The 25,356-nt window shown below is 70.2% G+C and carries 22 protein-coding genes; 18 read left to right on the top strand and 4 right to left on the bottom strand.

Features of this window, described 5'->3' with window-relative positions; all coding sequences use genetic code 11:
- The first annotated feature begins 137 nt into the window (after positions 1-137).
- Positions 138-896: a methyltransferase gene (locus tag ABZS64_RS25600; RefSeq protein WP_355834060.1), complete on the top strand. Its 759-nt coding sequence runs from the start codon at positions 138-140 to the stop codon at positions 894-896.
- A 250-nt stretch (positions 897-1,146) separates the two neighbouring features.
- Positions 1,147-1,554, top strand: a complete 408-nt coding sequence (locus ABZS64_RS25595) for a DUF3040 domain-containing protein (protein WP_266477362.1) — start codon at positions 1,147-1,149, stop codon at positions 1,552-1,554.
- Positions 1,555-1,713: 159 nt separating this feature from the next.
- On the opposite strand, the gene ABZS64_RS25590 is transcribed toward ABZS64_RS25595, so the two are convergent.
- The 4 genes from ABZS64_RS25590 to ABZS64_RS25575 all read right to left on the bottom strand — a co-directional run bounded on the left by ABZS64_RS25590 (position 1,714) and on the right by ABZS64_RS25575 (position 7,361).
- Positions 1,714-4,215 carry a transglutaminaseTgpA domain-containing protein gene (locus ABZS64_RS25590; RefSeq protein WP_355834056.1) on the bottom strand — a complete coding sequence of 834 codons (2,502 nt, stop codon included), beginning with the start codon at positions 4,213-4,215 and terminating at the stop codon, positions 1,714-1,716.
- Positions 4,212-5,573, bottom strand: coding sequence for a DUF58 domain-containing protein (locus ABZS64_RS25585; protein ID WP_355834053.1), 1,362 nt, complete (start codon positions 5,571-5,573; stop codon positions 4,212-4,214). The genes ABZS64_RS25590 and ABZS64_RS25585 overlap by 4 nt, the downstream gene beginning before the upstream one ends.
- A complete protein-coding gene (locus ABZS64_RS25580) occupies positions 5,573-6,619 on the bottom strand; it encodes an AAA family ATPase (RefSeq protein ID WP_355834052.1) in 1,047 nt (348 codons plus the stop codon). Before ABZS64_RS25580 ends, ABZS64_RS25585 begins: the two co-directional genes overlap by 1 nt.
- Before the next feature lie 199 nt (positions 6,620-6,818).
- A complete protein-coding gene (locus tag ABZS64_RS25575) occupies positions 6,819-7,361 on the bottom strand; it encodes a carbonic anhydrase (protein ID WP_355834049.1) in 543 nt (180 codons plus the stop codon).
- 334 nt (positions 7,362-7,695) lie between these two features.
- Here ABZS64_RS25575 and rsmH point away from each other — a divergent pair, with 334 nt between their 5' ends.
- The 16 genes from rsmH (at position 7,696) to ABZS64_RS25495 (ending at position 25,289) form a co-directional block, all read left to right on the top strand.
- Entirely contained in the window at positions 7,696-8,649 is a 954-nt protein-coding gene (gene rsmH, locus ABZS64_RS25570) for a 16S rRNA (cytosine(1402)-N(4))-methyltransferase RsmH (protein ID WP_355834047.1), read from the top strand.
- A gap of 50 nt (positions 8,650-8,699) precedes the next feature.
- Positions 8,700-9,206, top strand: a complete 507-nt coding sequence (locus ABZS64_RS25565) for a septum formation initiator family protein (protein WP_355834224.1) — start codon at positions 8,700-8,702, stop codon at positions 9,204-9,206.
- A gap of 4 nt (positions 9,207-9,210) precedes the next feature.
- Positions 9,211-11,142: a penicillin-binding protein 2 gene (locus ABZS64_RS25560; RefSeq protein ID WP_355834044.1), complete on the top strand. Its 1,932-nt coding sequence runs from the start codon at positions 9,211-9,213 to the stop codon at positions 11,140-11,142.
- Positions 11,143-11,260: 118 nt separating this feature from the next.
- A complete protein-coding gene (locus ABZS64_RS25555) occupies positions 11,261-12,862 on the top strand; it encodes a UDP-N-acetylmuramoyl-L-alanyl-D-glutamate--2,6-diaminopimelate ligase (protein ID WP_355834041.1) in 1,602 nt (533 codons plus the stop codon).
- The gene (gene murF, locus ABZS64_RS25550) at positions 12,859-14,274 is read left to right on the top strand and encodes a UDP-N-acetylmuramoyl-tripeptide--D-alanyl-D-alanine ligase (RefSeq protein WP_355834038.1); all 1,416 of its coding nucleotides are present in this window, start codon (positions 12,859-12,861) and stop codon (positions 14,272-14,274) included. The genes ABZS64_RS25555 and murF overlap by 4 nt, the downstream gene beginning before the upstream one ends.
- Entirely contained in the window at positions 14,271-15,341 is a 1,071-nt protein-coding gene (gene mraY, locus ABZS64_RS25545; protein ID WP_355834035.1) for a phospho-N-acetylmuramoyl-pentapeptide-transferase, read from the top strand. Before murF ends, mraY begins: the two co-directional genes overlap by 4 nt.
- Positions 15,338-16,756, top strand: coding sequence for a UDP-N-acetylmuramoyl-L-alanine--D-glutamate ligase (murD, locus tag ABZS64_RS25540; RefSeq protein WP_355834033.1), 1,419 nt, complete (start codon positions 15,338-15,340; stop codon positions 16,754-16,756). The genes mraY and murD overlap by 4 nt, the downstream gene beginning before the upstream one ends.
- 45 nt (positions 16,757-16,801) lie before the next feature.
- Positions 16,802-18,175, top strand: coding sequence for a putative lipid II flippase FtsW (ftsW, locus tag ABZS64_RS25535; RefSeq protein WP_355834030.1), 1,374 nt, complete (start codon positions 16,802-16,804; stop codon positions 18,173-18,175).
- 6 nt (positions 18,176-18,181) lie between these two features.
- Positions 18,182-19,276, top strand: coding sequence for an undecaprenyldiphospho-muramoylpentapeptide beta-N-acetylglucosaminyltransferase (murG, locus tag ABZS64_RS25530; RefSeq protein WP_355834027.1), 1,095 nt, complete (start codon positions 18,182-18,184; stop codon positions 19,274-19,276).
- Between the two features lie 15 nt (positions 19,277-19,291).
- Entirely contained in the window at positions 19,292-20,089 is a 798-nt protein-coding gene (locus ABZS64_RS25525; RefSeq protein WP_355834024.1) for an FtsQ-type POTRA domain-containing protein, read from the top strand.
- Positions 20,090-20,364: 275 nt separating this feature from the next.
- Positions 20,365-21,567, top strand: coding sequence for a cell division protein FtsZ (ftsZ, locus tag ABZS64_RS25520; RefSeq protein WP_355834021.1), 1,203 nt, complete (start codon positions 20,365-20,367; stop codon positions 21,565-21,567).
- Positions 21,564-22,346 (top strand): peptidoglycan editing factor PgeF, encoded by a 783-nt coding sequence (gene pgeF, locus ABZS64_RS25515; protein WP_355834018.1) that lies wholly within the window; start codon positions 21,564-21,566, stop codon positions 22,344-22,346. Before ftsZ ends, pgeF begins: the two co-directional genes overlap by 4 nt.
- Positions 22,343-23,062, top strand: a complete 720-nt coding sequence (locus ABZS64_RS25510; protein ID WP_355834015.1) for a YggS family pyridoxal phosphate-dependent enzyme — start codon at positions 22,343-22,345, stop codon at positions 23,060-23,062. The genes pgeF and ABZS64_RS25510 overlap by 4 nt, the downstream gene beginning before the upstream one ends.
- A gap of 125 nt (positions 23,063-23,187) precedes the next feature.
- Complete coding sequence (sepF, locus tag ABZS64_RS25505) at positions 23,188-23,793, top strand: cell division protein SepF (RefSeq protein WP_355834011.1); 606 nt, start codon at positions 23,188-23,190, stop codon at positions 23,791-23,793.
- A 68-nt stretch (positions 23,794-23,861) separates the two neighbouring features.
- Positions 23,862-24,152, top strand: a complete 291-nt coding sequence (locus tag ABZS64_RS25500; protein ID WP_355834008.1) for a YggT family protein — start codon at positions 23,862-23,864, stop codon at positions 24,150-24,152.
- A 54-nt stretch (positions 24,153-24,206) separates the two neighbouring features.
- The gene (locus ABZS64_RS25495; RefSeq protein ID WP_355834005.1) at positions 24,207-25,289 is read left to right on the top strand and encodes a DivIVA domain-containing protein; all 1,083 of its coding nucleotides are present in this window, start codon (positions 24,207-24,209) and stop codon (positions 25,287-25,289) included.
- The last annotated feature ends 67 nt before the right edge of the window (positions 25,290-25,356 follow it).

Here is a 25,356-nt window from a genome sequence, read left to right as displayed (position 1 = left end):
AAGGGCCGGACGGAGGGCCGGACACAGGGCGGGACGGAGGGCGGGACGGAGGGCCGGGGCGGTCGGCGAAGGCAATAGGGTGGGCTGCGTCCTTCAACGTCAATCCGCCCGAGAATCCGCCCGAGGAGTCAACTGCCGTGTCGGACCCGATGCGCCCCCGCGCCTCCCTCCGTACCGCCGTGGTCTGGGACGTCCTCAAGGACGCCATCGACCGCCGGGCCAAGGCGAGAGGGACGGACGCCCTGGACGTCCTCGACACCGGCGGCGGCAGCGGCTACTTCGCGGTGCCCGTGGCCCAGCTCGGGCACCGTGTCACCGTCGTCGACCCCAGCCCCAACGCGCTCTTCGCGCTGGAGCGCCGGGCTGCCGAGGCCGGTGTGGCCGACCGGGTCCGCGGGGTCCAGGGCGACATCCACGGCCTGTTCGACGTCGTCGAGCGCGGCGGCTACGACGTGGTGCTGTGCCACGGAGTCCTGGAGTACGTGGACGACCCGGCCGAGGGCGTACGCAACGCGGTGGACGCCCTGCGGTCCTCCGGCGCCATCAGTCTGCTCGCCGCCGGGCTCGGCGGTGCCGTCCTGGCCAGGGCCCTCGCCGGGCACTTCACCGAAGCCCGCCAGGCGCTGTCCGATCCCGCGGGCCGCTGGGGTGCCGGCGACCCGGTGCCGCGGCGCTTCACCGCCGAGCAGCTCGCCGAACTCGTCGCCGAGGCGGGTGTCGAGGTGGGTGCCGTGCACGGCGTCAGGGTCTTCGCCGACCTCGTCCCGGGAGTCCTCGTGGACACCGAGCCCGGCGCTCTCGACGCACTGCTCAAGCTGGAGGCGGCCGCGGCCGAACTGCCCGCCTTCCATTCCGTCGCCACCCAGCTGCACGTACTGGGCGAGAAGCAGGGCTGATCAGCGGCGCAGCCGCAGATGGAGTACGCCACAGACCCCCCGATCGTGGGCCGCGCCCCGTATGATCGGGGGACACCATCCGGCATGACGGATCGGAGGTTGGGGAATCTACGCCTCAGCACCTGAGCCGCCATGGCGGCCCGGACTGGCGAATTGGCGTAGAGGGCGGGTTTCACGGGGGCGATTCCCTGCCTATCCTGAAAGGGCCGCATACCGGTCGCCCCCCGCGACCGACGACTAGGAGGACTCCGTGCCGCTCTCGGAGCACGAGCAGCGAATGCTCGAGCAGATGGAGCGAGCGCTGTACGCCGAAGATCCCAAGTTCGCTACAGCGCTTGAGGGAAGCGGGCTGCGTACCTACACCCGGCGACGGGTCTACCAGGCAGTCGCGGGCTTCCTGGTGGGTATCGCGCTCCTCATGGCCGGAATGGTCGCGCAGCAGATCTGGATCAGCGTGGTGGGCTTCCTCGTCATGCTCGGCTGTGCGGTTCTCGCGGTCACCGGATGGCGCAAGGCGCCCAAACCGGGTGAGCAACAGACCCTGGGGGACACGGCAGCCACGGCTCGCCGCCGGCCCCGTCAGCGCAGGTCGATGATGCACCGGATCGAGGAGCGGTGGCAGCGCCGCCGCGACGAGCAGGGCGGCCAGGGCCGCTGAGCCGTTCGGCGGTCACACGCGGAACAACATGACATGTGGGTGAGGGGCGACGCGTCACGCGTCGCCCCTCACTCGTATCTCAGCCCGGACGCGAGCCCGGGGCCCGGAGCCGGATCACCGGGCCGCCGGGCATGTGCCCGGTCCGGCGGCCCGGTGCTGTCAGCCTCGCTGCCTGGACGGGCGGCGCAGGATTCCCGACCACCGTTCCAGCAGCGCCCTCCGGCGATCGCCCCAGCGGTCCGTGAGCGCCGTCCAGCGAGCCGAGGCGACCCACAACACCCGGACGGATGAGCGGGGCGCCAGGAGAGCCCGCAGACGGGTTCCACGGCTCACCGCAGCCCGTAGCCCGGCCCGGATCGTCAGGGCGTCGTCCGCCAGCCCCGAAACGGGCCGGGGCTCCGGCGCGTAGAGCACCTGCTCCACCGCCCGGGCCACCCGGTGCACCGCGTCCGCCGACTCGTCCTCCAGCTTGCCCAGCCGGACGATGCGGGCAGCCGCCTTGCGCGGTGTCTGCGACTCGTCGGGCAGGATGCCATGGTCCCAGGCGAGGTCGGAGATCTCCTGCCAGGTCGCCAGCGTCCGGGCCGACTCCTCCGCGAGCGCGCGCTCTTCGAAGGCCGTCCGCCCGTCTGCGGTCTCCTCCATGGACAGCGCCGGGTCCGCGGCGCCCGTGTGCGCGCCCGCGCCGGAGCGCAGGCGTCGCGCCCGTGTCCTCATCCGCCACAGCATGGGCAGCAGCGGCACCAGCACCAGAGCCAGTACGGCCAGGCCCACGCTCACCCAGGTCCCCGCCGGGGTCCCCGGGTCGGTGGGCGGAGCGACGTCCCGCGGGGCGGCGGCGCCGCAGTCGCCGAGCCGCCGCGCCTGCGGCGGGCAGTTGTCCGCGGTGGAGGGCGCTGTGGAAGGTTCCGCGGAGGCACTCCCCTCGGGCTGCGCCGGGCTGCTCGGCCCGCCGCTCGGCGACTCGGGCCGTGTGTAGTCAGGAGGGGTGCCCCGGCTCGGGGTCGGCTCGAACCGCGTCCACCCCACGCCCTCGAAGTACAGCTCGGGCCAGGCGTGAGCCTCTTGCAGGCCGACCGACATGCTGCCGTCCGAGAGCGGGGAGCCGGGGGTGAAGCCCACCGCGACCCGCGCCGGTATCCCGAGCGTCCTGGCCATCGCCGCCATCGAGAAGGAGAAGTGAATGCAGAAGCCTTCCTTCTTCTTCAGGAATCGGGTTATCGCGGAGGCACCCGTACCCGACTCCACGTGGGTGTCGTACCGGAAGCCTCCCGTGACGGCGAACCAGTCCTGGAGCTTGACCGCACGCTCGTAGTCGTTCGTGGCGCCCTTGGTCACCTGCTTCGCGGTGGCCTTGACATCGGCGGGCAGCCCGCTGGGGACCTTGGTGTACTCGCTGAGCAGTTTCGCGGGCGCGCGGGGCGCCGAAGCCAGCTGCTCCGCCGTCGGCTTCACCATGAAGCTGGTGACGGAGTACTGCGCGCTACGGGTGTCCTGACCGCGGTCGCCGACCAGCGTCCGGCCCTCGGGCTCGAAGCGCCAGCGTCCCTTGATAGCCACCTTCGTCGCCGGGTAGGGAAGCGGCAGCCAGCTCTGCTTGTACGAGCCCGCGGCCGAGACGTTCGTCTTGATCTCGGTGACAGGGACGGACGGACTCAGGCCCGGCGGCTGGGGCAGCCGGTCCGGTACGTCCTTGATGTCGCGCTGCGAGGTCTTCCACGCCGTCCCGTCGAACTGGTCCAGCGCGACGATCCGCAGATACAGGTCCTTGGTGTCCGTCGTATTGGTGCGATACCGGATGACCTCGCGGTCCTCGGGCTGATTGAGGCTGTCCTGCAGCGAGACCAGCGGGTTCACGGCGGAGATGGTGCCGCCCGGGCCCGGTCCTTCCCCGTTGCCCGCGCTGTCCAGCAGCCCGCCGTTGAGCGCGGGCAGTGCCGCCGGGACCACCAGCGCGACGCCGAGCGCGAGCGCGCCGATCCTGCGGCCCGTACGGACCGGGGCCAGCGGATTGCCGCCGCTCGGGGGGATGTACCGGCCCGTGGTGGGGGCCTGGCCGGGCGCGGCACCGCCGAAGACCCGGCCCCACTGGGAGAGCCGGTCACGGCCCTCGGCCAGCAGGAGCACCAGATATCCGGTGGCCGCGAGCAGGAACCACAGCCAGCTCGCGCCGCCGCCGGACAGGCCCGCCGCGACCGAGTACAGCGCCAGCAGCGGCAGTCCGGCCGGGGCAGCACTGCGGAAGGTCACCGCGAGGGCGTCGACCGCGAGGCCGATCACCAGCACCCCGCCGATCACCATCAGCCTGATGCCGTCGGTCGCCGGCGCCGGGATCGCGTACCGCCCGACGTCCTCGCCGCCCGCGCTCAGCAACTGGCCGAACTGCTGGAACGCGTCGGGGCCCGGCAGCAGGCCGAGGATCGCCTGGCCCGATGCGAAGACCACGGTGAGCAGCAGGAGCAGAACGAGAGCCTGCACTGCCACCGTCAGCGGCCTGGCCAGCGGCACCCGCCGGGCCAGCGCGCCCACACCGCTCACGATGGCCAGCAGGAACGCCGCGTGCAGCATCCAGCTGGCCGGTTCGACCAGCGGCAGCATCGCGCCCGCCGCCATCAGCGTGGCGGCGTAGGCGCAGAGTGCCAGCCTTCCGCGACCGCTCATGACCAACCCCCAGAGAAACCGTTCGTACCGCTGCCGGAGCTGCCGGAGGACTCGGTGCGCTGCCGGCCCGCCTGCTGCCACAGAGCAGAGAGCTGCGTCCCGGGCGTCACGGCAAGCGCCGTCCAGCCCGCCTCGCGCAGCAGTCTCAGCCGGTCGTCGACCGTCCCTGCCGCCGCGCCGCCGCTCACCCAGGTCCCGCTGTCCAGGACGAAGGCGACGGCGGCGCCGCTGCGCCGGCGCATGCGCGCGGCCAGGGTCGCCTGCTCCTCGTCCAGATCGCCGAAGAAGGCGATCAGCAGTCCTTCGTTCCCGCTGCGCAGCACGTCGTACGAGCGTGAGAGCCCGGCTCCGTCGGAGTGGTCGACGACCGCGAGCGTGTCCATCATCAGTCCCGCGGAGTCGGCCGACTCCTGGGTCGACCCGGCGAAGCCGTCGGAGCCGTCACCGGGCACCGAGCTTCCGGTGTCCGTCAACAGCCGGACCGAGAAGCCCCGTTCCAGCATGTGGACCAGCGCGGAGGCCGCGCCGGACACCGCCCACTCGAAGGCGGAGTCGGGACCCGCGCCCTGGTAGGCGGTCCGCCGGGTGTCGAGCAGCACCGTGCATCTGGCCCGCTGCGGCTGCTCCTCGCGGCGCACCATCAGTTCGCCGTAGCGCGCGGTGGAGCGCCAGTGGACCCGGCGCAGATCGTCGCCGTGGCGGTAGGTACGCGGGATCACGTCGTCGTCGCCGGCCAGTGCGAGCGAGCGCTGGCGTCCCTCGCCGTACCCCAGGGACTCACCGGCGAGCCGCGCCGCGGGCAGTGCTTCGGTCCGCGGGATGACGGTGAGTGTGTCGTACGCGCTGAAGGAGCGGGTCAGCTCGCACATACCGAACGGGTCGCTCAGCCGCAGCTGGAGCGGGCCGAGCGGATAGCGCCCCCGCAGATCCGAACGGACCCGGTAGGACACCTCGCGCCTGCCGCCCGCCTCCACCCGGTCCAGCACGAACCGGGGCCGCGGCCCCAGCACGTACGGCACATGGTCCTGGAGCATCAGCAGCCCGGTGGGCAGCCGCGAGACATTGTCCATCCGCAGATGCACACGCGCCTCGGACCCGGCGGGCACGCGCGCGGGCGAGAGACGCCGGCTGCCCGCGACCCGGTAGCGGGTGCGGTACAGCACGGCGACGCAGGCCAGCGGCAGCACCGCGAGCAGCAGACCGACGCGCAGCAGATCGCCCTGTCCGAGGACATAGGCGCACACCGCGGCGGCTATGCCCGCCGCGAGGAAGGAACGGCCGCGCGTGGTCAGTCCGCCCAGGGCCGCCCGCAGTCCGCCCGCTTCCTTGCTTTCCGCGGCGGCGGGGCCCCCGGACATCACAGCCGCCGGGCGCCGGGCTGCTGGCCGTAGATCGGCGGCTGGGCCTGCCGGCCCGGGACATAGGAGGTCTCCGCGCCGCCGGCCGTGGGCACGGGGGTCCGCTGCATGATCTCCAGCACGACCTGCTCCGCCGTACGCCGGTTCAACTGGGCCTGAGCGGTGGGCAGCAGCCGGTGCGCGAGCACCTGGACCGCCAGCGCCTGGATGTCGTCCGGCAGGGCGTAGTCACGGCCGCTCAGCGCGGCCGAGGCCCTGGCGGCACGCAGCAGATGCAGCGTGGCGCGCGGCGATGCGCCGAGTCTGAGATCCGTGTGGTTACGGGTGGCCGCCACCAGCTCCACGGCATACCGCCGCACGGATTCGGCGACATGGACGGTACGCACCGCTTCGATGAGCTTGACGATGTCGTGGGCGTGCGCCACCGGCTGCAGATCGTCGAGCGGCGAGACACCTCCGTGCACATCGAGCATCTGCAGCTCGGCGTCCGCGCTGGGGTATCCGATGGACACGCGCGCCATGAAGCGGTCGCGCTGCGCCTCCGGCAGCGGGTAGGTGCCCTCCATCTCCACCGGGTTCTGGGTGGCCACCACCATGAAGGGGCTGGGCAGTTCGTACGTCTTGCCGTCGATGGTGACCTGGCGCTCCTCCATCGACTCGAGCAGCGCCGACTGCGTCTTGGGCGACGCGCGGTTGATCTCGTCGCCGATCACGATCTGGGCGAAGATCGCGCCCGGCTTGAACTCGAAGTCCCGCCGCTGCTGGTCGAATATCGACACACCCGTGATGTCCGACGGCAGCAGGTCCGGCGTGAACTGAATGCGGCTCGCCGAGCAGTCGATGGACCGCGCCAGCGCTTTGGCAAGCATGGTTTTGCCGACGCCCGGGACATCCTCGATGAGCAGATGTCCTTCGGCGAGCAGCACAACCAGCGAAAGCCGTACGACCTCAGGCTTGCCTTCGATCACACCCTCCACCGACCTGCGGACACGCTCCGCTGTGGTGGTCAGATCTGTGAGGCTCGCTCGATCGTCATAGGTCGTCACCCGGCCCTCCTCGGCCCGTTCTACGGGCCGGCGCCTGTCACCCGGCCCGGCCCACCCCGAAACACCGACACCGGCTCCGGAAGGTTCCGGATGGTGTCACACCCGCATTCTTGTTGCCGTCACCGCGTCGTGTCACTCGCCTGTGGATAAAGGAGTGGGAATTGTCGGAGTTGCCGCATTTCTCCGTGTGTCCGGCTGGTCACACAGCGGGGTCGATCTCCCTCAGGAGCCCTTCCGTCACGTCGAAGACGAACCCGCGGACGTCGTCGGTGTGCGGCAGGAACGGCGAGGTTCGCACGCGCTGCATCGACTGCCGTACGTCCTGATCGACATCGCGGAACGCTTCCACCGCCCACGACGGACGCTGGCCCACCTCGTCCTCCAGCTCGTGCCGGAAGTCCTCGGTGAGGCTCTCCAGACCACAGTTCGTGTGGTGGATGAGTATGACGCTGCGGGTGCCGAGCGCACGCTGGCTGATGGTCAGCGAGCGGATCACGTCGTCCGTGACCACGCCGCCCGCGTTGCGGATCGTATGACAGTCGCCCAGCTCGAGTCCGAGGGCGTCGTGCAGGTCGAGCCGGGCGTCCATGCAGGCGACGACGGCCACATGCAGTACCGGGCGCGCGTCCATCCCCGGGTCCTCGAAACCGGCGGCGTAGCGAAGATTCGCCTCTACGAGACGGTCGGTGACCGTGCCACGGGAACGGGCTGCTTCAGCGGGGTGGTGCGCGGAAGTCGACATGAGGACGACGGTAATGGGCACAGGCGGCCGAAGCCCGCTGTGAGAGGGGACAAAGAACATCATTGAGCCTTGTTGTGAGCTAACCCACAGGTGTGACACGGGCGCGCCCGTACGGGTGAAGTATCCGCATCCGTCACCCGTCACCGGCTGCCACGCGCCACGCGCCATCCGGTTGATTGACCGGGAGGACCCGTGGACTAAAGTGACGCGCAGTTCACGGACACATCCTGCACATTTCCAAGTTTCTCCCCGCGTGTGCGGCGTACGTACGGCCCTTCTGAGCGGGCGGGGACCCGGCTAGTACGTACACCACGCGCCGGACCTGAGAGGGCGCATGAGCGAGACCCGACACGTCCCGGTGATGCTCCAGCGGTGCCTGGACCTGTTGGCCCCGGCCCTGCAGACGCCGGGCGCTGTGGTGGTCGACTGCACCCTGGGGCTCGGCGGACACAGCGAGGCTCTGCTCACGCAGTTCCCCGAGGCACGCCTGGTCGCGCTCGACCGCGACAAGGAAGCGCTGCGGCTGTCGGGCGAGCGGCTCGCCCCCTTCGGCGAGCGGGCCACCCTGGTGCACGCCGTCTACGACGAGCTGCCGGAGGTCCTCGAGCGGCTGAAGATCCCGCGCGTGCAGGGCATCCTGTTCGACCTCGGCGTCTCCTCCATGCAGCTCGACGAGGCGGACCGCGGATTCGCGTACGCCCAGGACGCCCCGCTCGACATGCGCATGGACCAGACGACGGGCGTCAGCGCCGCCGAGGTCCTCAACACCTACCCGCCCGGTGAGCTGGTGCGGATCCTGCGTATGTACGGCGAGGAGAAGCAGGCCAAGCGGATCGTCTCGGCAGTCGTACGGGAACGCGAGAAGGAGCCCTTCACCAACAGCGCCCGGCTCGTCGAGCTGATCCGCGACGCCCTGCCGCAGGCCGTCAAGCGCACCGGCGGCAACCCCGCCAAGCGCACCTTCCAGGCCCTGCGTATCGAGGTGAACGGCGAGCTGACCGTCCTGGAGAACGCGATCCCGGCGGCCGTCAAAGCGCTCGCCGTCGGCGGCCGTATCGCTGTCCTCTCGTACCACTCCCTGGAGGACCGGCTGGTCAAGCAGGTCTTCGCGGTCGGCGCGGCCAATACGGCGCCGCCCGGCCTGCCGGTCGTCCCCGAGGAGTACCAGCCACGGCTCAAGCTGCTGACCCGCGGCGCGGAGCTCCCCACCGACGAAGAGGTTGCCGAGAACCGCCGTGCGGCTCCCGCCAGGTTCAGGGGAGCGCAGCGCATCCGGGAGGACGTGTGAACTCAGCGGCCAAGCAGCTGAAGGGGCGGGCAGCGCGGCTCGCCAGGCTGATGCCGTCGGGGCCGAGCACCGCCGCCCGAACCCCCTTCGTCCTGCTGGTCGTGGTGCTGCTCGGCGGCGGCCTGATCGCGCTGCTGCTGCTGAACTCCGCCCTCAACCAAGGCTCGTTCAAGCTGAGCGAGCTCAAGCGGAAGACCACCGAACTCACCGACCAGCAGCAGGCGCTGCAGCGGGAGGTGGACAACCGTTCCGCCCCCGGCGCACTGGAGCGCAGGGCCCGCGAGCTGGGCATGGTGCGGGGCGGCAACCCGGCCTTCCTCGACCCGGACGGCAGGGTCCGCGGCGTTCCGGGCGAGGCCACCGCGCTGCCGTCGCCCGACCCCTCGCCCATGGAGATCCGGAACCCGGTGGCCCCGCCGCCGTCCCCCTCGCCTGTGCCCTCGCCCTCCTCGTCGCCGAGCCCCGCCCCGCACCGCGCGGCCCCGGCCACGACCCCGGCGGCCCCGCCTCCGTCCTCCTCGCCCGCGAAGCCGACCCCGACGACCCCCGGCAGGTGACGCAGTGCCCTTCAAGGAACCACCGCGCCGCCGCGTGCCAGGACCCGCCCGGCGGCCGTCCGTCCGCCCCGCGTCCCGCCGCCCGCGTCCGGCCCCGCGCGCCATCCGGCTCGGCAGCCCCCGCCCCCGGCTGCGCCTGGTCAGCCTCGGCCTGACGCTGGTGATGCTGGCCTTCGTCGTACGTCTCCTGCAGGTGCAGGCCGTCGACGCGAGCGCGTACGCCGCCAAGGCGGAGAAGAATCGCTACCTCAGCCACAAGCTCACGGCGGAGCGCGGCGAGATCACCGACCGGGCCGGAATCGCCCTGGCCACCAGCGTCGACGCCTACGACATCACCGCCGACCCGAAGATGTTCACGCCGAAGGAGAGCAAGGCTCCCGACGCGCCGGAACAGGCGGCAGCGCTGCTCGCCCCGCTCCTCGGCAAGGACGTCGCCGAGCTCGCCAAGAAGCTCAAGACCCCCAAGTCCCGCTACACCGTGCTGGCCCGCCGCCAGACCCCCCAGGTCTGGAACCAGATCAAGGACCTCAAGTCCGTCTTCGCCGAGAAGGCCAGGGCCGACAAGGGCAAGGGCGGCCCCGGCGCCAATGTGCTCGGCGGTGTCTTCCAGGAGCCGAGCAGCAAACGCGTCTACCCCAACGGCGACCTCGCCGCCGGGATACTGGGTTACGTCAACGCCGACGGCCGCGGGGGCGGCGGCGTGGAGTCCATGCTCGACAAGGCGCTCGCCGGCAAGGACGGCCAGATCACCTACGCCCAGTCCGGCGGCCGCCGCGTCCCCACCGCGGGCTCCCGCGAAGTCCCCGCCGTCCCCGGCTCCGACATCGAGCTGACCATCGACCGCGACATCCAGTGGGCGGCCCAGCAGGCCATCACCGAGCAGGTGAAGGAGTCCAGGGCCGACCGCGGCTACGTGATAGTGCAGAACACCCAGACCGGCGAGGTGCTGGCCATGGCCAACGCACCGGGCTTCGACCCCAACGACCTCTCCCAGGCCAACTCGGCCGCCATGGGCAACGCCGCGCTCCAGGACGCGTACGAACCCGGATCCACCGCCAAGGTCATGTCCATGGCCGCCGTGCTGGAGGAGAAGGCCGCGACCCCCACCACCCATGTCGTCGTCCCCAACCGGCTGCACCGCGGCGACCGGCTCTTCAAAGACGACATCGACCATCCCACCTGGAACCTCACGCTCAACGGCGTACTGGCCAAGTCCAGCAACATCGGCACCATCCTGGCGACCGGCCAGCTCGGCAAGACCCAGCCCGCGGCCAACAAGGTCCTCTACTCGTATCTGCGCAAATTCGGCCTCGGCAGCCCCACCGGGCTCGGCTACCCGGGCGAGACGCCCGGCATCCTCGCCAAGCCGCAGAAGTGGTCCACTTCGCAGCAGTACACGATCCCCTTCGGCCAGGGACTCTCGCTCAACGCCATGCAGGCGGCCTCCGTCTACTCGACGGTCGCCAACGGCGGCGTACGCATCCAGCCCACGCTGATCCGCGGCACCAAGGGCCCCGACGGCCGCTTCACCCCGGCACCTGCCCCCAGGCAGACCCGCGTCGTCAGCGAGCAGACCGCAAGAACGCTGGCCACCATGCTGGAGTCGGTCGTCGGCAACGAGGAGGGCACCGGCACCAAGGCCCGTATCCCCGGCTACCGCGTCGCCGGCAAGACCGGCACGGCCAACCGGGTCGATCCGGAACTGGGCCGCTACAAGGGCTACACCGCGTCCTTCGCCGGGTTCGCGCCCGCCGACAAGCCCCGTATCACCGTCTACTGCGCCATCCAGAACCCCACCAAGGGCAGCTATTTCGGCGGCCAGATCTGTGGCCCGATCTACCAGAAGGTCATGGAGTTCGCGCTCAAGACCCTCCAGGTGGCGCCGACCGGCGCCGACCCCGCGCGGCTGCCCGTCACCTTCAAAGCCGGCGAGTGACCCGGAGGAACCACCAGTGACAACCATCACCTCCGATTCCGGGAACCCGCCGGACCCGTCTGCGCGCAAGGCCCCCTCATTTAGCCCCGGGCCGGGTGCGCCCGGTACGCTCACCGCCGTGTCACAAGCTGATCAGTACCGAACCGCCCAGCAGGACGCCCCCGCGAAACAGCCGGGAGCGCCCCGTCCGGACCGGCCCCGCCCGACATCCCTGGGGGAGCTGGCCGCCGAGCTGGGTGTGAAGGCTCCACGTCCCGGCAAGGTCACCGCTGAGGTCACCGGCATCACCCACGACTCCCGGGCGGTACGCCCCGGTGATGTGTACGCCGCCCTGCCCGGTGCCCGCTTCCACGGCGCCGACTTCGCCGCCCAGGCGGCGGACCTCGGGGCGGCCGCGATCCTCACCGACCCGGCGGGCGCCGAGCGCGCCGAGGCGACAGGTCTGCCGGTCCTGGTCACCGACGACCCGCGCGGCCGCATGGGCGAGCTCGCCGCGGGGATCTACGGGCACCCCGGCGACGGCCTGCTCCAGATCGGCATCACCGGCACCTCCGGCAAGACCACCTCGGCGTATCTCGTCGAAGGCGGCCTCAGAGCGGCAGGCCACAGCACCGGGCTGATCGGCACGGTCGAGATGCGCATCGGCGACGAGCGCATCAAGTCCGAGCGCACCACCCCCGAAGCCACCGACCTCCAGGCCCTGTTCGCCGTCATGCGCGAGCGCGGCGTCCAGTCGGTCGCCATGGAGGTCTCCAGCCACGCCCTCGTGCTCGGCCGGGTCGACGGCTGCGTCTTCGACGTCGCTGTCTTCAACAACCTCAGCCCCGAGCACATGGAATTCCACTCCGGCATGGAGGACTACTTCCAGGCGAAGGCGCAGCTGTTCACGCCGAAGCGCAGCAAGCTCGGGGTCGTGAACTTCGACGACGAGTACGGCCGCAGGCTCCTCAACGAGGCGTCCGTACCCGTCACGTCCTTCTCCGCCGAGGGCCACCCGGACGCCGACTGGCGGGCCGAGGACGTTGAAGTCAGCGCGGTCGGCTCGACGTTCACCGCGGTCGGCCCGGCGGGCGAGCGGATCCGTGCCCAGGCCCCGCTGCCCGGTCCCTTCAACGTCGCCAACACCCTGGCGGCCGTCGTCACCCTCGCCGTCGCCGGGATCGACCCGCAGACCGCCGCCGACGGCATCGCCGCCGTCCCCGGCGTACCGGGCCGCCTGGAGCGCGTGGACGCCGGCCAGCCGTATCTCGCCGTCGTCGACTACGCGCACAAGACGGATGCCGTCGAGTCGGTCCTGCGCTCCCTGCGCAAGGTCACCGAGGGCAAGCTGCACATCGTCCTCGGCTGCGGTGGCGACCGCGACCAGACCAAGCGCGGCCCGATGGGCGCGGCGGCCGCGCGCCTGGCCGACACCGCCGTACTGACCTCCGACAACCCCCGCTCCGAGGATCCCCTCGCGATCCTGGCGGCGATGCTCGCCGGGGCGGCCGAGGTCCCGATCCACGAGCGCGGCGACGTCCTGGTCGAAGCCGACCGAGCCGCGGCCATCGCCGCGGCCGTTGCCCGCGCACAGCCCGGCGACACCGTCCTGGTCGCCGGCAAGGGCCACGAACAGGGCCAGGACATCGCCGGAGTGGTCCGCCCCTTCGACGACCGCCAGGTCCTGCGCGCGGCCATCGAGCACGCCGCAGCCTCTCCGAACAGTGGGATGAAGCAGTGATCGCCCTCTCCCTCGCCGAGATCGCCGAAATCGTCGGCGGGCAGTCGTACGACATACCGGATCCGGCGGTACGGGTCACCGGTCCCGTCGTCATCGACTCCCGCGCGGTGCAGCCCGGCGCTCTCTTCGCCGCCTTCGCAGGCGAGAACGTCGACGGCCACGACTATGCCGAGCGGGCCACGGCGGCAGGCGCGGCCGTCGTGCTGGCCACCCGTCCCGTCGGCGTACCCGCGATCGTCGTGCCCGACGTCACCGCCGCGCTCGGCGCCCTCGCGCGTACCGTCGTCGAACGCCTCGGCACCACGGCCGTCGCGCTCACCGGATCCTCCGGCAAGACCAGCACCAAGGACCTCATCGCCCAGGTCCTTGAGCGCAAGGGCCCCACGGTCTACCCCGCGGGCAATCTGAACAACGAGATCGGTCTGCCGCTGACCGCGCTGCGGGCCGCCGAGGACACCGAGCACCTCGTTCTGGAGATGGGCGCCCGCTACATCGGCGACATCCGCTACCTCACCGGCCTGGTCCCGCCGAGGGTCTCTCTCGTACTGAACGTCGGCACCGCCCACATCGGCGAGTTCGGCGGCCGGGAGCAGATCGCCGAGGCCAAGGGCGAGATCGTCGAGTGCCTGCCCTCGGCGGATGCGGGCGGCGTGGCCGTCCTCAACGCTGACGACCCGCTCGTACGCGCCATGGCGTCCCGCACGAAGGCCCGCGTGATCCTCTTCGGAGAAGCCGCAGACGCGGACGTACGTGCCGAGAATGTCCGGCTCACCCAGCAAGGACAGCCCGCCTTCACGCTCCACACCCCCACCGGGTGCAGTGACGTGACCATGCAGCTGTACGGTGAGCACCACGTGTCGAACGCGCTCGCCGCGGCCGCCGTCGCCCATGAGCTGGGCATGTCCGTCGACGAGATCGCCCTGGCGCTCTCCGAGGCCGGCACCCTCTCCCGCTGGCGCATGGAGGTCACCGAGCGACCGGACGGCGTGACGATCGTCAATGACGCCTACAACGCGAACCCCGAGTCCATGAGAGCCGCGCTGCGTGCGCTCGCGGCCATGGGCCAGGGGCGGCGGACATGGGCGGTGCTCGGCCAGATGGCCGAGCTCGGCGACGAGGCACTCGCCGAGCACGACGCGGTCGGGCGGCTCGCCGTCCGGCTCAACGTCAGCAAGCTCGTCGCAGTCGGGGGCAGGGAAGCGTCCTGGCTTCAACTGGGCGCATATAACGAGGGTTCGTGGGGTGAGGAGTCGGTGCACGTGTCCGACGCGCAGGCGGCGGTCGACCTGTTGCGCAGTGAACTGCGTCCGGGAGACGTCGTGCTGGTGAAGGCTTCCAGGTCGGTCGGGCTCGAGCGGGTCGCCCAGGCACTGCTCGAGAACACGACCGAGGGCGAGGTCGCCGGCCGATGAGGCAGATCCTCTTCGCGGGAGCCATCGGGCTCTTTCTGACCCTGGTCGGTACCCCGCTGCTGATCAAACTCCTGGCCCGCAAGGGATACGGGCAGTTCATCCGGGACGACGGCCCGCGCAGCCACGGCAGCAAGAAGGGCACGCCCACCATGGGCGGCATCGCCTTCATCCTGGCCACGGTGATCGCATACGCGCTGTCGAAGGTGATCACCGGTGAGGACCCGACCTTCTCGGGTGTGCTGGTGCTCTTCCTGACGGCCGGCATGGGACTCGTCGGCTTCCTCGACGACTACATCAAGATCGTCAAGCAGCGTTCGCTCGGTCTGCGGGCCAAGGCGAAGATGGCCGGACAGCTGATCGTCGGCATCGCCTTCGCCGTGCTGTCACTGCAGTTCGCCGACAGCCGCCACCAGACCCCCGCCTCCACCAAGCTGTCGTTCATCACGGACTTCGGCTGGTCGATCGGCCCGGTGATCTTCGTCGTCTGGGCGCTGTTCATGATTCTCGCGATGTCCAACGGCGTGAATCTGACGGACGGTCTGGACGGCCTGGCGACGGGTGCGTCGGTGATGGTCTTCGGCGCGTACACCTTCATCGGGCTCTGGCAGTTCCAGGAGTCCTGCGCCAACGCGGTGACGCTCACCAACCCCAACGCCTGCTTCGAAGTACGAGATCCGCTCGATCTCGCGGTCGTCGCATCCGCCCTGATGGGCTCCTGCTTCGGCTTCCTGTGGTGGAACACCTCGCCCGCCAAGATCTTCATGGGCGACACCGGTTCGCTCGCGCTCGGCGGCGCGCTCGCGGGTCTGGCGATCTGCTCCCGTACGGAGTTGCTGCTCGCCCTCCTCGGCGGACTCTTCGTCCTGATCACCATGTCGGTGGTCATCCAGGTCGGTTCCTTCAAGATGACCGGTAAGCGGGTCTTCCGGATGGCACCGCTCCAGCACCACTTCGAACTCAAGGGGTGGTCCGAAGTCCTTGTCGTGGTCCGCTTCTGGATCATTCAGGGAATGTGCGTGATCGTGGGACTGGGTCTCTTCTACGCGGGCTGGGCGGCCGACAAGTGAGTGTGCAGGACTGGCAGGGCAAGCGGGTCACCGTCGCGGGTCTCGGGGTCTCCGGGATCCCGGCCGCCCGCGTACTCCACGGTCTCGGCGCCGTCGTCACCGTCGTCAACGACGGCGACGACGAGCGCTCCCGCGCCCAGGCGGCCGAGCTGGAGGCGGAGGGAATCACCGTCCGCCTCGGCGACGGAGCGACCCTGCCCGCCGGTACGGAGCTCATCGTCACCACGCCCGGCTGGAAGCCGGACAAGCCGCTCTTCCTGGCCGCAGCCGAAGCGGGCGTCCCCGTCTGGGGCGACGTCGAACTGGCCTGGCGGCTGCGCGGTCCCGACGCGGCGCCCTGGCTCGCGGTCACCGGCACCAACGGCAAGACCACGACCGTACGGATGCTCGCCTCGATCCTCGAAGCCGCGGGTCTGCGCACGGCGGCCGTCGGCAACATCGGTGTCTCGCTGCTCGACGCGGTCCTCGGCGAGGAGACGTACGACGTCCTCGCCGTCGAACTCTCCAGCTACCAGCTGCACTGGGCGCCCTCGCTGCGCGCCCACTCTGCCGTCGTGCTCAACCTGGCGCCGGACCACCTCGACTGGCACGGCTCGATGGAGGCGTACGCCGCCGACAAGGGCCGTATCTACGAGGGCAACAAGATCGCCTGCGTCTACAACGCGGCCGACAAGGCCACCGAGGACCTGGTGCGCGAGGCGGACGTCGAGGAGGGCTGCCGGGCGATCGGCTTCACCCTCGGCACGCCCGGCCCCTCCCAACTCGGCGTCGTCGACGGGATCCTGGTCGACCGCGCCTTCGTCGAGGACCGGCACAAGCAGGCCCAGGAGCTCGCCGAGGCCGCGGACGTCAACCCACCGGCCCCGCACAACATCGCCAACGCCCTTGCGGCGGCGGCGCTGGCCCGTGCGTACGGTGTCGCGCCGGTGGCCGTACGCGATGGACTGCGCAGCTTCCGCCCCGATCCGCACCGTATCGAGAAGGTCGCGGACGTGGCCGGGGTCGCGTACATCGACGACTCGAAGGCCACCAACACCCATGCCGCGGAAGCCTCCCTGGCGGCCTACGACCCCATCGTGTGGATCGCGGGCGGTCTGGCCAAGGGCGCGACCTTCGACGAACTCGTCGAGAAGTCGGCAAAGCGACTGCGCGGAGTCGTACTGATCGGAGCAGACCGCGCTCTGATCAGCGAAGCCCTCGCGCGACACGCCCCCGAGGTCCCGGTCGTCGACCTCGACCGGACAGACACTGGGGCGATGTCGGCTGCGGTCCGGGAAGCGGCGCGGCTGGCCCGGCCGGGGGACACGGTTCTGCTGGCCCCGGCCTGCGCCTCGATGGACATGTTCGCCAACTACAACAAGCGAGGCGAGGCGTTCGCGGACGCGGTCCGCGCACTCCCCGCCGAGCGCGCCTGACCGGCCAGATCCCCGCGCCAGGCACGACTGGAGGGGACAGCGACCATGTCGGCCGATGACACCGCCGCACGTACGCCCTTCGGGCCGAGCCTCGCGCTGCGCAGCCGCGCCGGCGGGGCCGTGCGCCGGCCTCCGAGCGCCCGCGGCACGGCCGGCGGGCCCGGCGCCTCCCGCCCGCCCCGCGGCCGGGGCGCGCGGCGCATGTACGAGCAGGCACGCCGCACCTGGGACCGCCCGCTGACCGCCTACTACCTGATCCTCGGCAGCAGCCTGCTGATCACCGTGCTCGGCCTGGTGATGGTCTACTCCGCCTCGATGATCAAGGCGCTGGAGCTCTCGCTCCCGGCCTCGTACTTCTTTCGCAAGCAGTTCCTCGCCGCGGCCATCGGCACCGGTCTGCTGCTGGTCGCGTCCCGGATGCCCGCCAAGCTCCACCGGGCCCTGTCCTACCCTCTCCTCATGGGAGCCATCTTCCTGATGGTGCTCGTCCAGATCCCGGGGATAGGGCATGCGGTGAACGGCAACCAGAACTGGATCTATCTGGGCGGCCCCTTCCAGCTCCAGCCCAGTGAATTCGGCAAGCTGGCACTGATCCTCTGGGGCGCCGATCTGCTCGCCCGTAAGCAGGACAAGCGGCTGCTCACCCAGTGGAAGCACATGCTGGTGCCGCTCGTGCCGGTCGCCTTCCTGCTGCTCGGCCTGATCATGCTCGGCGGCGACATGGGTACGGCGATCATCCTCACCGCGATCCTCTTCGGCCTGCTGTGGCTGGCCGGAGCGCCGACCAGGCTGTTCGCGGGCGTGCTCGGCATCGCCGCCCTCGTCGGCCTGATGCTCATCAAGACAAATGAGAACCGGATGTCCCGGCTCTCCTGCATCGGCGCGATCGACCTCGGACCCAAAGGCGAGTGCTGGCAGGCTGTGCACGGCATCTATGCTCTTGCGTCTGGTGGATGGTTCGGTTCCGGTCTCGGTGCAAGTGTGGAAAAATGGGGTCAACTCCCCGAACCTCACACCGATTTCATCTTCGCCATCGCCGGGGAGGAACTCGGCCTGGCGGGGACGCTGTCGGTGCTCGCCCTGTTCGCGGCTCTAGGCTATGCGGGTATCCGCGTGGCCGGACGCACGGAGGACCCCTTCGTGAGGTACGCCGCGGGAGGTGTGACCACCTGGATCACGGCCCAGGCCGTGGTCAATATCGGTGCGGTGCTCGGCCTGCTGCCGATCGCCGGTGTCCCGCTCCCGCTGTTCTCCTACGGAGGGTCGGCCCTGCTGCCGACCATGTTCGCAGTCGGGCTGCTGATCGCCTTCGCGCGAGAGGACCCAGCCGCGAAGGCGGCCCTGGCCGTGCGGAGGCCCGGGGTGAGATGGAAGACGATGAGGCGGCGCGTCAAGAAGCGTCCGTCCGGAGAGCGGTGAATTTCGGTGCATGTCGTACTCGCCGGTGGGGGGACCGCCGGCCACATCGAGCCCGCGCTCGCCCTCGCGGACGCCCTGCGCAGGCAGGACCCGACCGTGGGAATCACGGCCCTGGGCACGGAGAAGGGGCTCGAGACCAGGCTCGTGCCCGAGCGGGGCTACGAGCTGGCACTCATCCCCGCCGTTCCGCTGCCGCGCAAGCCCACCCCTGAGCTGATCACCGTCCCCGGGCGGCTGCGCGGCACGATCAAGGCCGCCGAGCAGATCCTGGAGCGTACGAAGGCGGACTGCGTCGTCGGCTTCGGCGGATATGTCGCGCTGCCCGGCTACCTGGCCGCCAAGCGGCTCGGCGTGCCGATCGTGGTCCACGAGGCCAACGCCCGGCCCGGCCTGGCGAACAAGATCGGTTCGCGGTACGCGGCCGGAGTGGCCGTCGCCACCCCCGACAGCAAGCTGCGCAACTCCCGCTACATCGGCATCCCTCTGCGCCACACCATCGCCACCCTGGACCGCGCCCGGGTGCGCCCCGAGGCGCGCGCCGCCTTCGGCCTCGACCCCAACCTGCCGACGCTGCTGGTCTCCGGCGGCTCGCAGGGCGCCCGCCGCCTCAACGAGGTGATCGAGCAGATCGCACCGGTGCTCCAGCGCTCCGGCATCCAGATCCTGCACGCGGTCGGCCCGAAGAACGAACTGCCGCGCGTGGACAACATGCCCGGTATGCCGCCCTATATCCCGGTACCGTACGTGGACCGGATGGACCTCGCGTACGCCGCGGCCGACATGATGCTCTGCCGCGCGGGCGCGATGACCGTCGCCGAACTCTCCGCCGTCGGGCTCCCCGCCGCGTACGTACCGCTGCCGATCGGCAACGGCGAACAGCGGCTCAATGCCCAGCCGGTGGTGAAGGCCGGCGGCGGAGTGCTCGTCGACGACGCGGAACTCACCCCCGAGTGGGTCCAGGGCAATGTCCTTCCGGTGCTCGCCGATCCGCACCGGCTGTACGAGATGTCCCGTGCCGCTGCCGAGTTCGGCCGCAGGGACGCCGACGACCTCCTCGTCGGCATGGTGTACGAGGCGATCGCTGCACGCCGCAAGGCGTAAGAAGGGCAGGGGAGCGTGGCCGGTCCGACCACCGCCGAACGCGGTGCGCGCAAGCCTTCGGAGGGGCCGGCCCGCCCGCCCCGCCGGGGCTCCCCTCGCCGGGGACTCCGCATCCTTGGCCGTCGCTCCCTGCTGATCGCTGTCGGCGCGGTTCTTCTCATCGCCGCCGGAATCTGGGTGCTTTACGGCTCCCAGTGGCTGCGCGCGCGGCAGGTGACGACCTCCGGTACCGAGGTTCTGACACCGGAAGAGGTGACGGCAGCGGCGGCCGTGCCGATCGGTTCGCCGCTGATTTCCGTCGATACGGACGCCATTGAGGCGCGACTGCGGCAGAAGCTGCCCCGTATCGACTCGGTGGATGTTGTACGGTCATGGCCGCACGGGATCGCTCTGAAAGTGACCGAGCGAAAGCCCGTCCTGCTTATGGAAAAGGGCGCAAAGTTCATCGAAGTGGACGCGAAGGGCGTCCGGTTCGGCACGGTGGACAAGGCCCCCAAGGCCGTTCCGCTGCTCGAATTGGCAGCGGGCCAGTCCCCGAGTCTGCGCCGTTTCGGACCGGACCGGCTCGTTGCCGAGGCGGTACTCGTCAGGGGCGAACTCCCCGGAAAAGTCGCCGCGGACACAAGAGTTGTGACAGTCGGCTCGTACGACTACATCACCCTGAAGTTGACTCGGGACCGTACGGTGGTCTGGGGAAACTCGGAGCAGGGTGAGGCGAAGGCGCGCGCTCTGACCGCGTTGATGAAAGCCGCGCCCGAAGCGCGGCACTTCGACGTGAGTGCGCCCACCGCCCCTGCCGCGTCAGGGAGTTGACGGGCATCTGTGCTGGCCAGCACCCTGGTTGGTCAGCGCTATGGGTGATCACATAGGGTGAAAAGAAAAACGGGAGGTTCGGCGTGTTCGTTGAACGTGCGCCACTTGTCGACTTAGTGTCCTGTTCGGAGAGTCCAAGAAGCAGACACACTGGTAACCCTAAACTTCAGCGTTAGGGTTTGGGCCGGCGTTCCGGACCGTCCCATCGGCATCCGTCGTCGCAGCGCGACAACCGCGAAGCGACGACACGTAACTCGAGGCGAGAGGCCTTCGACGTGGCAGCACCGCAGAACTACCTCGCAGTCATCAAGGTCATCGGTGTCGGCGGCGGTGGTGTCAATGCCATCAACCGAATGATCGAGGTCGGTCTCAAGGGCGTCGAGTTCATCGCGATCAACACTGATGCGCAAGCCCTGTTGATGAGCGACGCCGACGTCAAGCTCGACGTCGGTCGTGAACTCACCCGCGGCCTGGGGGCCGGAGCCAATCCCGCAGTCGGTCGCAAGGCGGCAGAAGACCACCGTGAGGAGATCGAGGAGGTCCTCAAGGGGGCCGACATGGTCTTCGTCACCGCCGGCGAAGGCGGCGGCACCGGCACCGGCGGCGCACCCGTCGTCGCCAATATCGCGCGCACGCTCGGCGCCCTGACGATCGGCGTGGTCACCCGCCCGTTCACCTTCGAGGGCCGCCGCCGCGCGAACCAGGCGGAGGACGGCATCGCCGAGCTCCGCGAAGAGGTCGACACCCTCATCGTCATCCCGAACGACCGGCTGCTGTCCATCTCGGACCGTCAGGTGAGCGTTCTGGACGCATTCAAGTCCGCGGACCAGGTGCTGCTGTCGGGTGTCCAGGGCATCACCGACCTCATCACCACGCCCGGTCTGATCAACCTCGACTTCGCCGACGTCAAGTCCGTGATGTCCGAGGCGGGATCGGCGCTCATGGGCATCGGCTCGGCCCGCGGCGACGACCGCGCGGTGGCCGCCGCCGAAATGGCGATCTCCTCGCCGCTCCTCGAGGCCTCCATCGACGGCGCACGCGGGGTGCTGCTCTCCATCTCCGGCGGCTCGGACCTCGGTCTCTTCGAGATCAACGAGGCGGCCCAGCTGGTCAGCGAGGCCGCCCACCCCGAGGCCAACATCATCTTCGGCGCGGTCATCGACGACGCGCTGGGCGACGAGGTACGGGTCACGGTCATCGCGGCCGGCTTCGACGGCGGACAGCCGCCGACCCGCCGCGACAATGTCCTCGGGTCCACCGCGAACAAGCGCGAGGAGCCGCCGGCCACCCCGTCGCGCGGCACGGAGACCTCGCACGCGTCCGGCCTCGGCACCGTGCCGGCCCGCGAGGAGCGCTTGGCCCCCGCCGAGCCCGCTCCGGTCGCGAGCGATCTGAACTCCGGGCCCGCGGTCCCGCCGGCTCGTCCGTACCAGGACAGCCAGGCCGAAGAGCTGGATGTACCGGACTTCTTGAAGTGACAGTCCAGCACGACGCGATACACGCGGGCGGCGCGCACTTCGCCTTCACCGACAGGTGGGGCGGGGTGAGCGCCGTTCCGTACGAAGAGCTCAACCTCGGCGGAGCGGTCGGCGACGACCCCGCGGCGGTCCTCGCCAACCGGTCGATCGCCGCGAAGGAACTGGGGCTCGACCCGGACCGGGTCGTCTGGATGAACCAGGTCCACGGCAAGGACGTCGCCGAGGTCGACGGCCCGTGGGGCGACGCTCTGATTCCCCCGGTGGACGGCGTGGTCACCGCGCGGCGCGGGCTCGCCCTCGCCGTACTGACCGCGGACTGCACTCCCGTACTGCTGGCAGACCCGGTCGCGGGTGTCGTGGGCGCGGCGCACGCGGGCCGTCCCGGGATGATCGCGGGAATCGTGCCCGCGACCGTCGACGCGATGAAGTCGCTCGGCGCGGACCCGGCCCGGATCATCGCCCGTACGGGACCTGCCGTATGCGGTCGCTGCTACGAAGTCCCCGAGCAGATGCGGGCGGATGTGGCCGCGATCGAACCGGCCGCCTGGTCCGAGACCAGTTGGGGCACCCCGGCCGTCGACGTCACCGCCGGAGTCCATGCCCAGCTCGAGGCGCTCGGGGTGAAGGACCGGCAGCGCTCGACGGTGTGCACACTGGAATCGCGCGACCACTACTCGTACCGCCGCGACCGCACCACCGGGCGGCTCGCCGGATACATCTTTCTGGCTGCGCCTTCCCGGGGGACACCCCCCGGACCCCCGGCAGGAGAGACTTCATGACCGACCGCAGAACCGAACTCGCGGGCAATCTCGCGGCAGTGGAGGAACGTATCGCCTCTGCCTGCGCGGCCGCCGGCCGCAAGCGGGAGGAGGTGACCCTCATCGTGGTCACCAAGACCTACCCGGCGAGCGATGTGCGGCTGCTCCATGAGCTCGGTGTGCGGCATGTGGCCGAGAACCGTGACCAGGACGCGGCCCCGAAGGCCGCCGCTTGCTCGGATCTGGACCTCACCTGGCACTTCGTCGGGCAGTTGCAGACCAATAAGGTCCGTTCCGTGGCGAGTTACGCCGATGTCGTGCAGTCTGTCGACCGGCTCAAGCTCGTCACCTCGCTGTCCACGGCCTCGGTTCGCGCCGAGCGCGAGCTCGGCTGTCTGATCCAGGTAGCGCTCGACGCCGGGTCGGGCGAGCGCGGGGAGCGGGGCGGCGTCGCGCCTGACGACATCGCGGAGTTGGCGGCCGCCGTGGACGGCGCACCAGGACTGCGGCTCGACGGTCTGATGACCGTGGCGCCGCTCGCCGGACCGTACGCGGGACGGCAACAGGCGGCGTTCGAGCGGCTGATGGAATTCTCATCCAGCCTGCGCGCCGGGCATCCGGCTGCGAACATGGTGTCAGCAGGGATGAGTACGGACCTCGAACAAGCAGTGGCGGCCGGAGCGACACATGTACGCGTCGGCACTGCGGTACTCGGAGTCCGACCCCGGCTCGGGTAACGTCGCGAAGCAAGTCGGACCACAGCAGAAAATATGGTCATTCCCGCCACAATGCGGGCAGACCGAGTGGATCGCGGGCACTTGGTGACGAATGCCGATCCACCACAGAGCGGAGGACTCAGAGAATGGCCGGCGCGATGCGCAAGATGGCGGTCTACCTCGGCCTCGTGGAGGACGATGGGTACGACGGCCGGGGTTTCGATCCCGATGACGACTTCGAACCCGAGCCGGAGCCCGAGCGGGACCACCGGCGCCACCAGCCCCCGCATCAGGCCGAGAGGGGCGAACCGGTGCGGGTGGTGCAGCCGCCCGCACAGCGCGATCCGGTTCCGCTTCCCGCTGAAAGCGGACGTCCGGCGCGAATCGCCCCCGTGGCATCCATCACACCTGAACGGCCGAGCCTGGAGAAGAACGCACCGGTGATCATGCCCAAGGTCGTGTCTGAGCGAGAGCCCTACCGCATCACCACACTGCATCCGCGGACCTATAACGAGGCCCGTACCATCGGGGAACACTTCCGCGAGGGCACCCCGGTGATCATGAATCTCACTGAGATGGACGACACAGACGCGAAGAGACTTGTCGACTTTGCCGCGGGACTCGTGTTCGGTCTGCATGGCAGCATTGAGCGGGTTACGCAGAAGGTGTTCCTGTTGTCTCCTGCTAACGTCGATGTCACGGCGGAGGACAAGGCCCGTATTGCTGAGGGCGGGTTCTTCAACCAGAGCTAGGACCGACACCGGGAACGACCCGGCCGCGAGGCCGGACACACGAGAGCCAGGGGAGAGGGAAGCACGGAATGGGCGTCGCACTGGATGTGCTCTACATCGCGCTGGTGTGCTTCCTCGTCGTGCTGATCTTCCGGCTGGTCATGGACTACGTCTTCCAGTTCGCGCGCTCATGGCAACCCGGCAAGGCGATGGTGGTCGTTCTGGAGGCCACCTACACTGTCACCGATCCACCGCTCAAGCTTCTGCGGCGGTTCATCCCGCCGCTGCGTCTCGGGGGCGTGGCACTCGACCTGTCCTTCTTCGTTCTGATGATCATCGTCTACATCCTGATCTCCGTCGTGAATCGCGCGGGGACCTGATGTGAGCGATACGGTCTTGCCGACTGCCGACGACTACGTAGAGGTGAAGAAGAGATGCCGCTGACTCCCGAGGACGTGCGGAACAAGCAGTTCACGACCGTCCGCCTTCGAGAAGGCTATGACGAGGACGAGGTTGATGCCTTCCTCGACGAGGTCGAGTCCGAGCTGACCCGCCTGCTCCGCGAGAACGAGGACCTGCGCGCCAAGCTGGCCGCGGCGACTCGTGCGGCCGCGCAGAACCAGCAACAGGGCATGCGCAAGCCGCCGGAGCCGCAGGACGGCCGCGGCCCGGGCGCCCCCGTGCCCGCCGCCATATCCGGACCGCCGGTCCAGCAGCAGCCCCCGCAGATGGGTCCGCCCCAGCTGCCCGGTGGTGCTCCGCAGCTGCCCGCCGGCCCCGGTGGCCACGGTCCGCAGGGCCCGCACGGCCCCGGCCCGATGCAGGGCGGTCCCATGGGCGGTCCCATGGGTGGCCCGATGGGCGGCCCCATGGGCGGACACGGTCCGCAGATGCCGCAGCAGGGACCTGGTGGCGACAGCGCCGCCCGTGTGCTCTCGCTGGCCCAGCAGACCGCCGACCAGGCGATCGCCGAGGCCCGTTCCGAGGCCAACAAGATCGTCGGAGAGGCCCGCAGCCGCGCCGAGGGCCTGGAGCGCGACGCCCGCGCCAAGGCGGACGCGCTCGAGCGGGACGCCCAGGAGAAGCACCGCGTCGCGATGGGCTCCCTGGAGTCCGCGCGCGCCACGCTGGAGCGCAAGGTCGAGGACCTGCGAGGCTTCGAGCGCGAGTACCGCACGCGTCTGAAGTCCTACCTCGAGTCCCAGCTGCGTCAGCTGGAGACCCAGGCGGACGACTCGCTGGCCCCGCCGCGGGCGCCCGCGGCCGCTTCGCTGCCGCCGTCGATGGCTCCGGCGGGTGCGGGCGCGATGGGTCACACCATGGGCGGCAACCCGTCGATGGGCCAGTCCATGGGTGGCAACCCGTCCATGGGTGGTGCCCCGTCGTACGGCGGCCAGCAGCAGATGTCCCCGGCGATGACTCAGCCGATGGCACCGGTGCGGCCGCAGGCTCCGCAGCCGATGCAGCAGGCGCCGTCGCCGATGCGAGGGTTTCTGATCGACGAGGACGACAACTGACGGCGGGTCGCGCGTATCGCGCGTAGCCGTCGGCAGGCTGAGGGCCGGGCCCGGGACATTGTCCCGG

The sequence above is a fragment of the Streptomyces sp. NPDC005408 genome (assembly GCF_040606445.1).
Taxonomy (GTDB): Bacteria; Actinomycetota; Actinomycetes; order Streptomycetales; family Streptomycetaceae; genus Streptomyces.
This window is presented reverse-complemented; position numbering and strand designations above follow the sequence as displayed.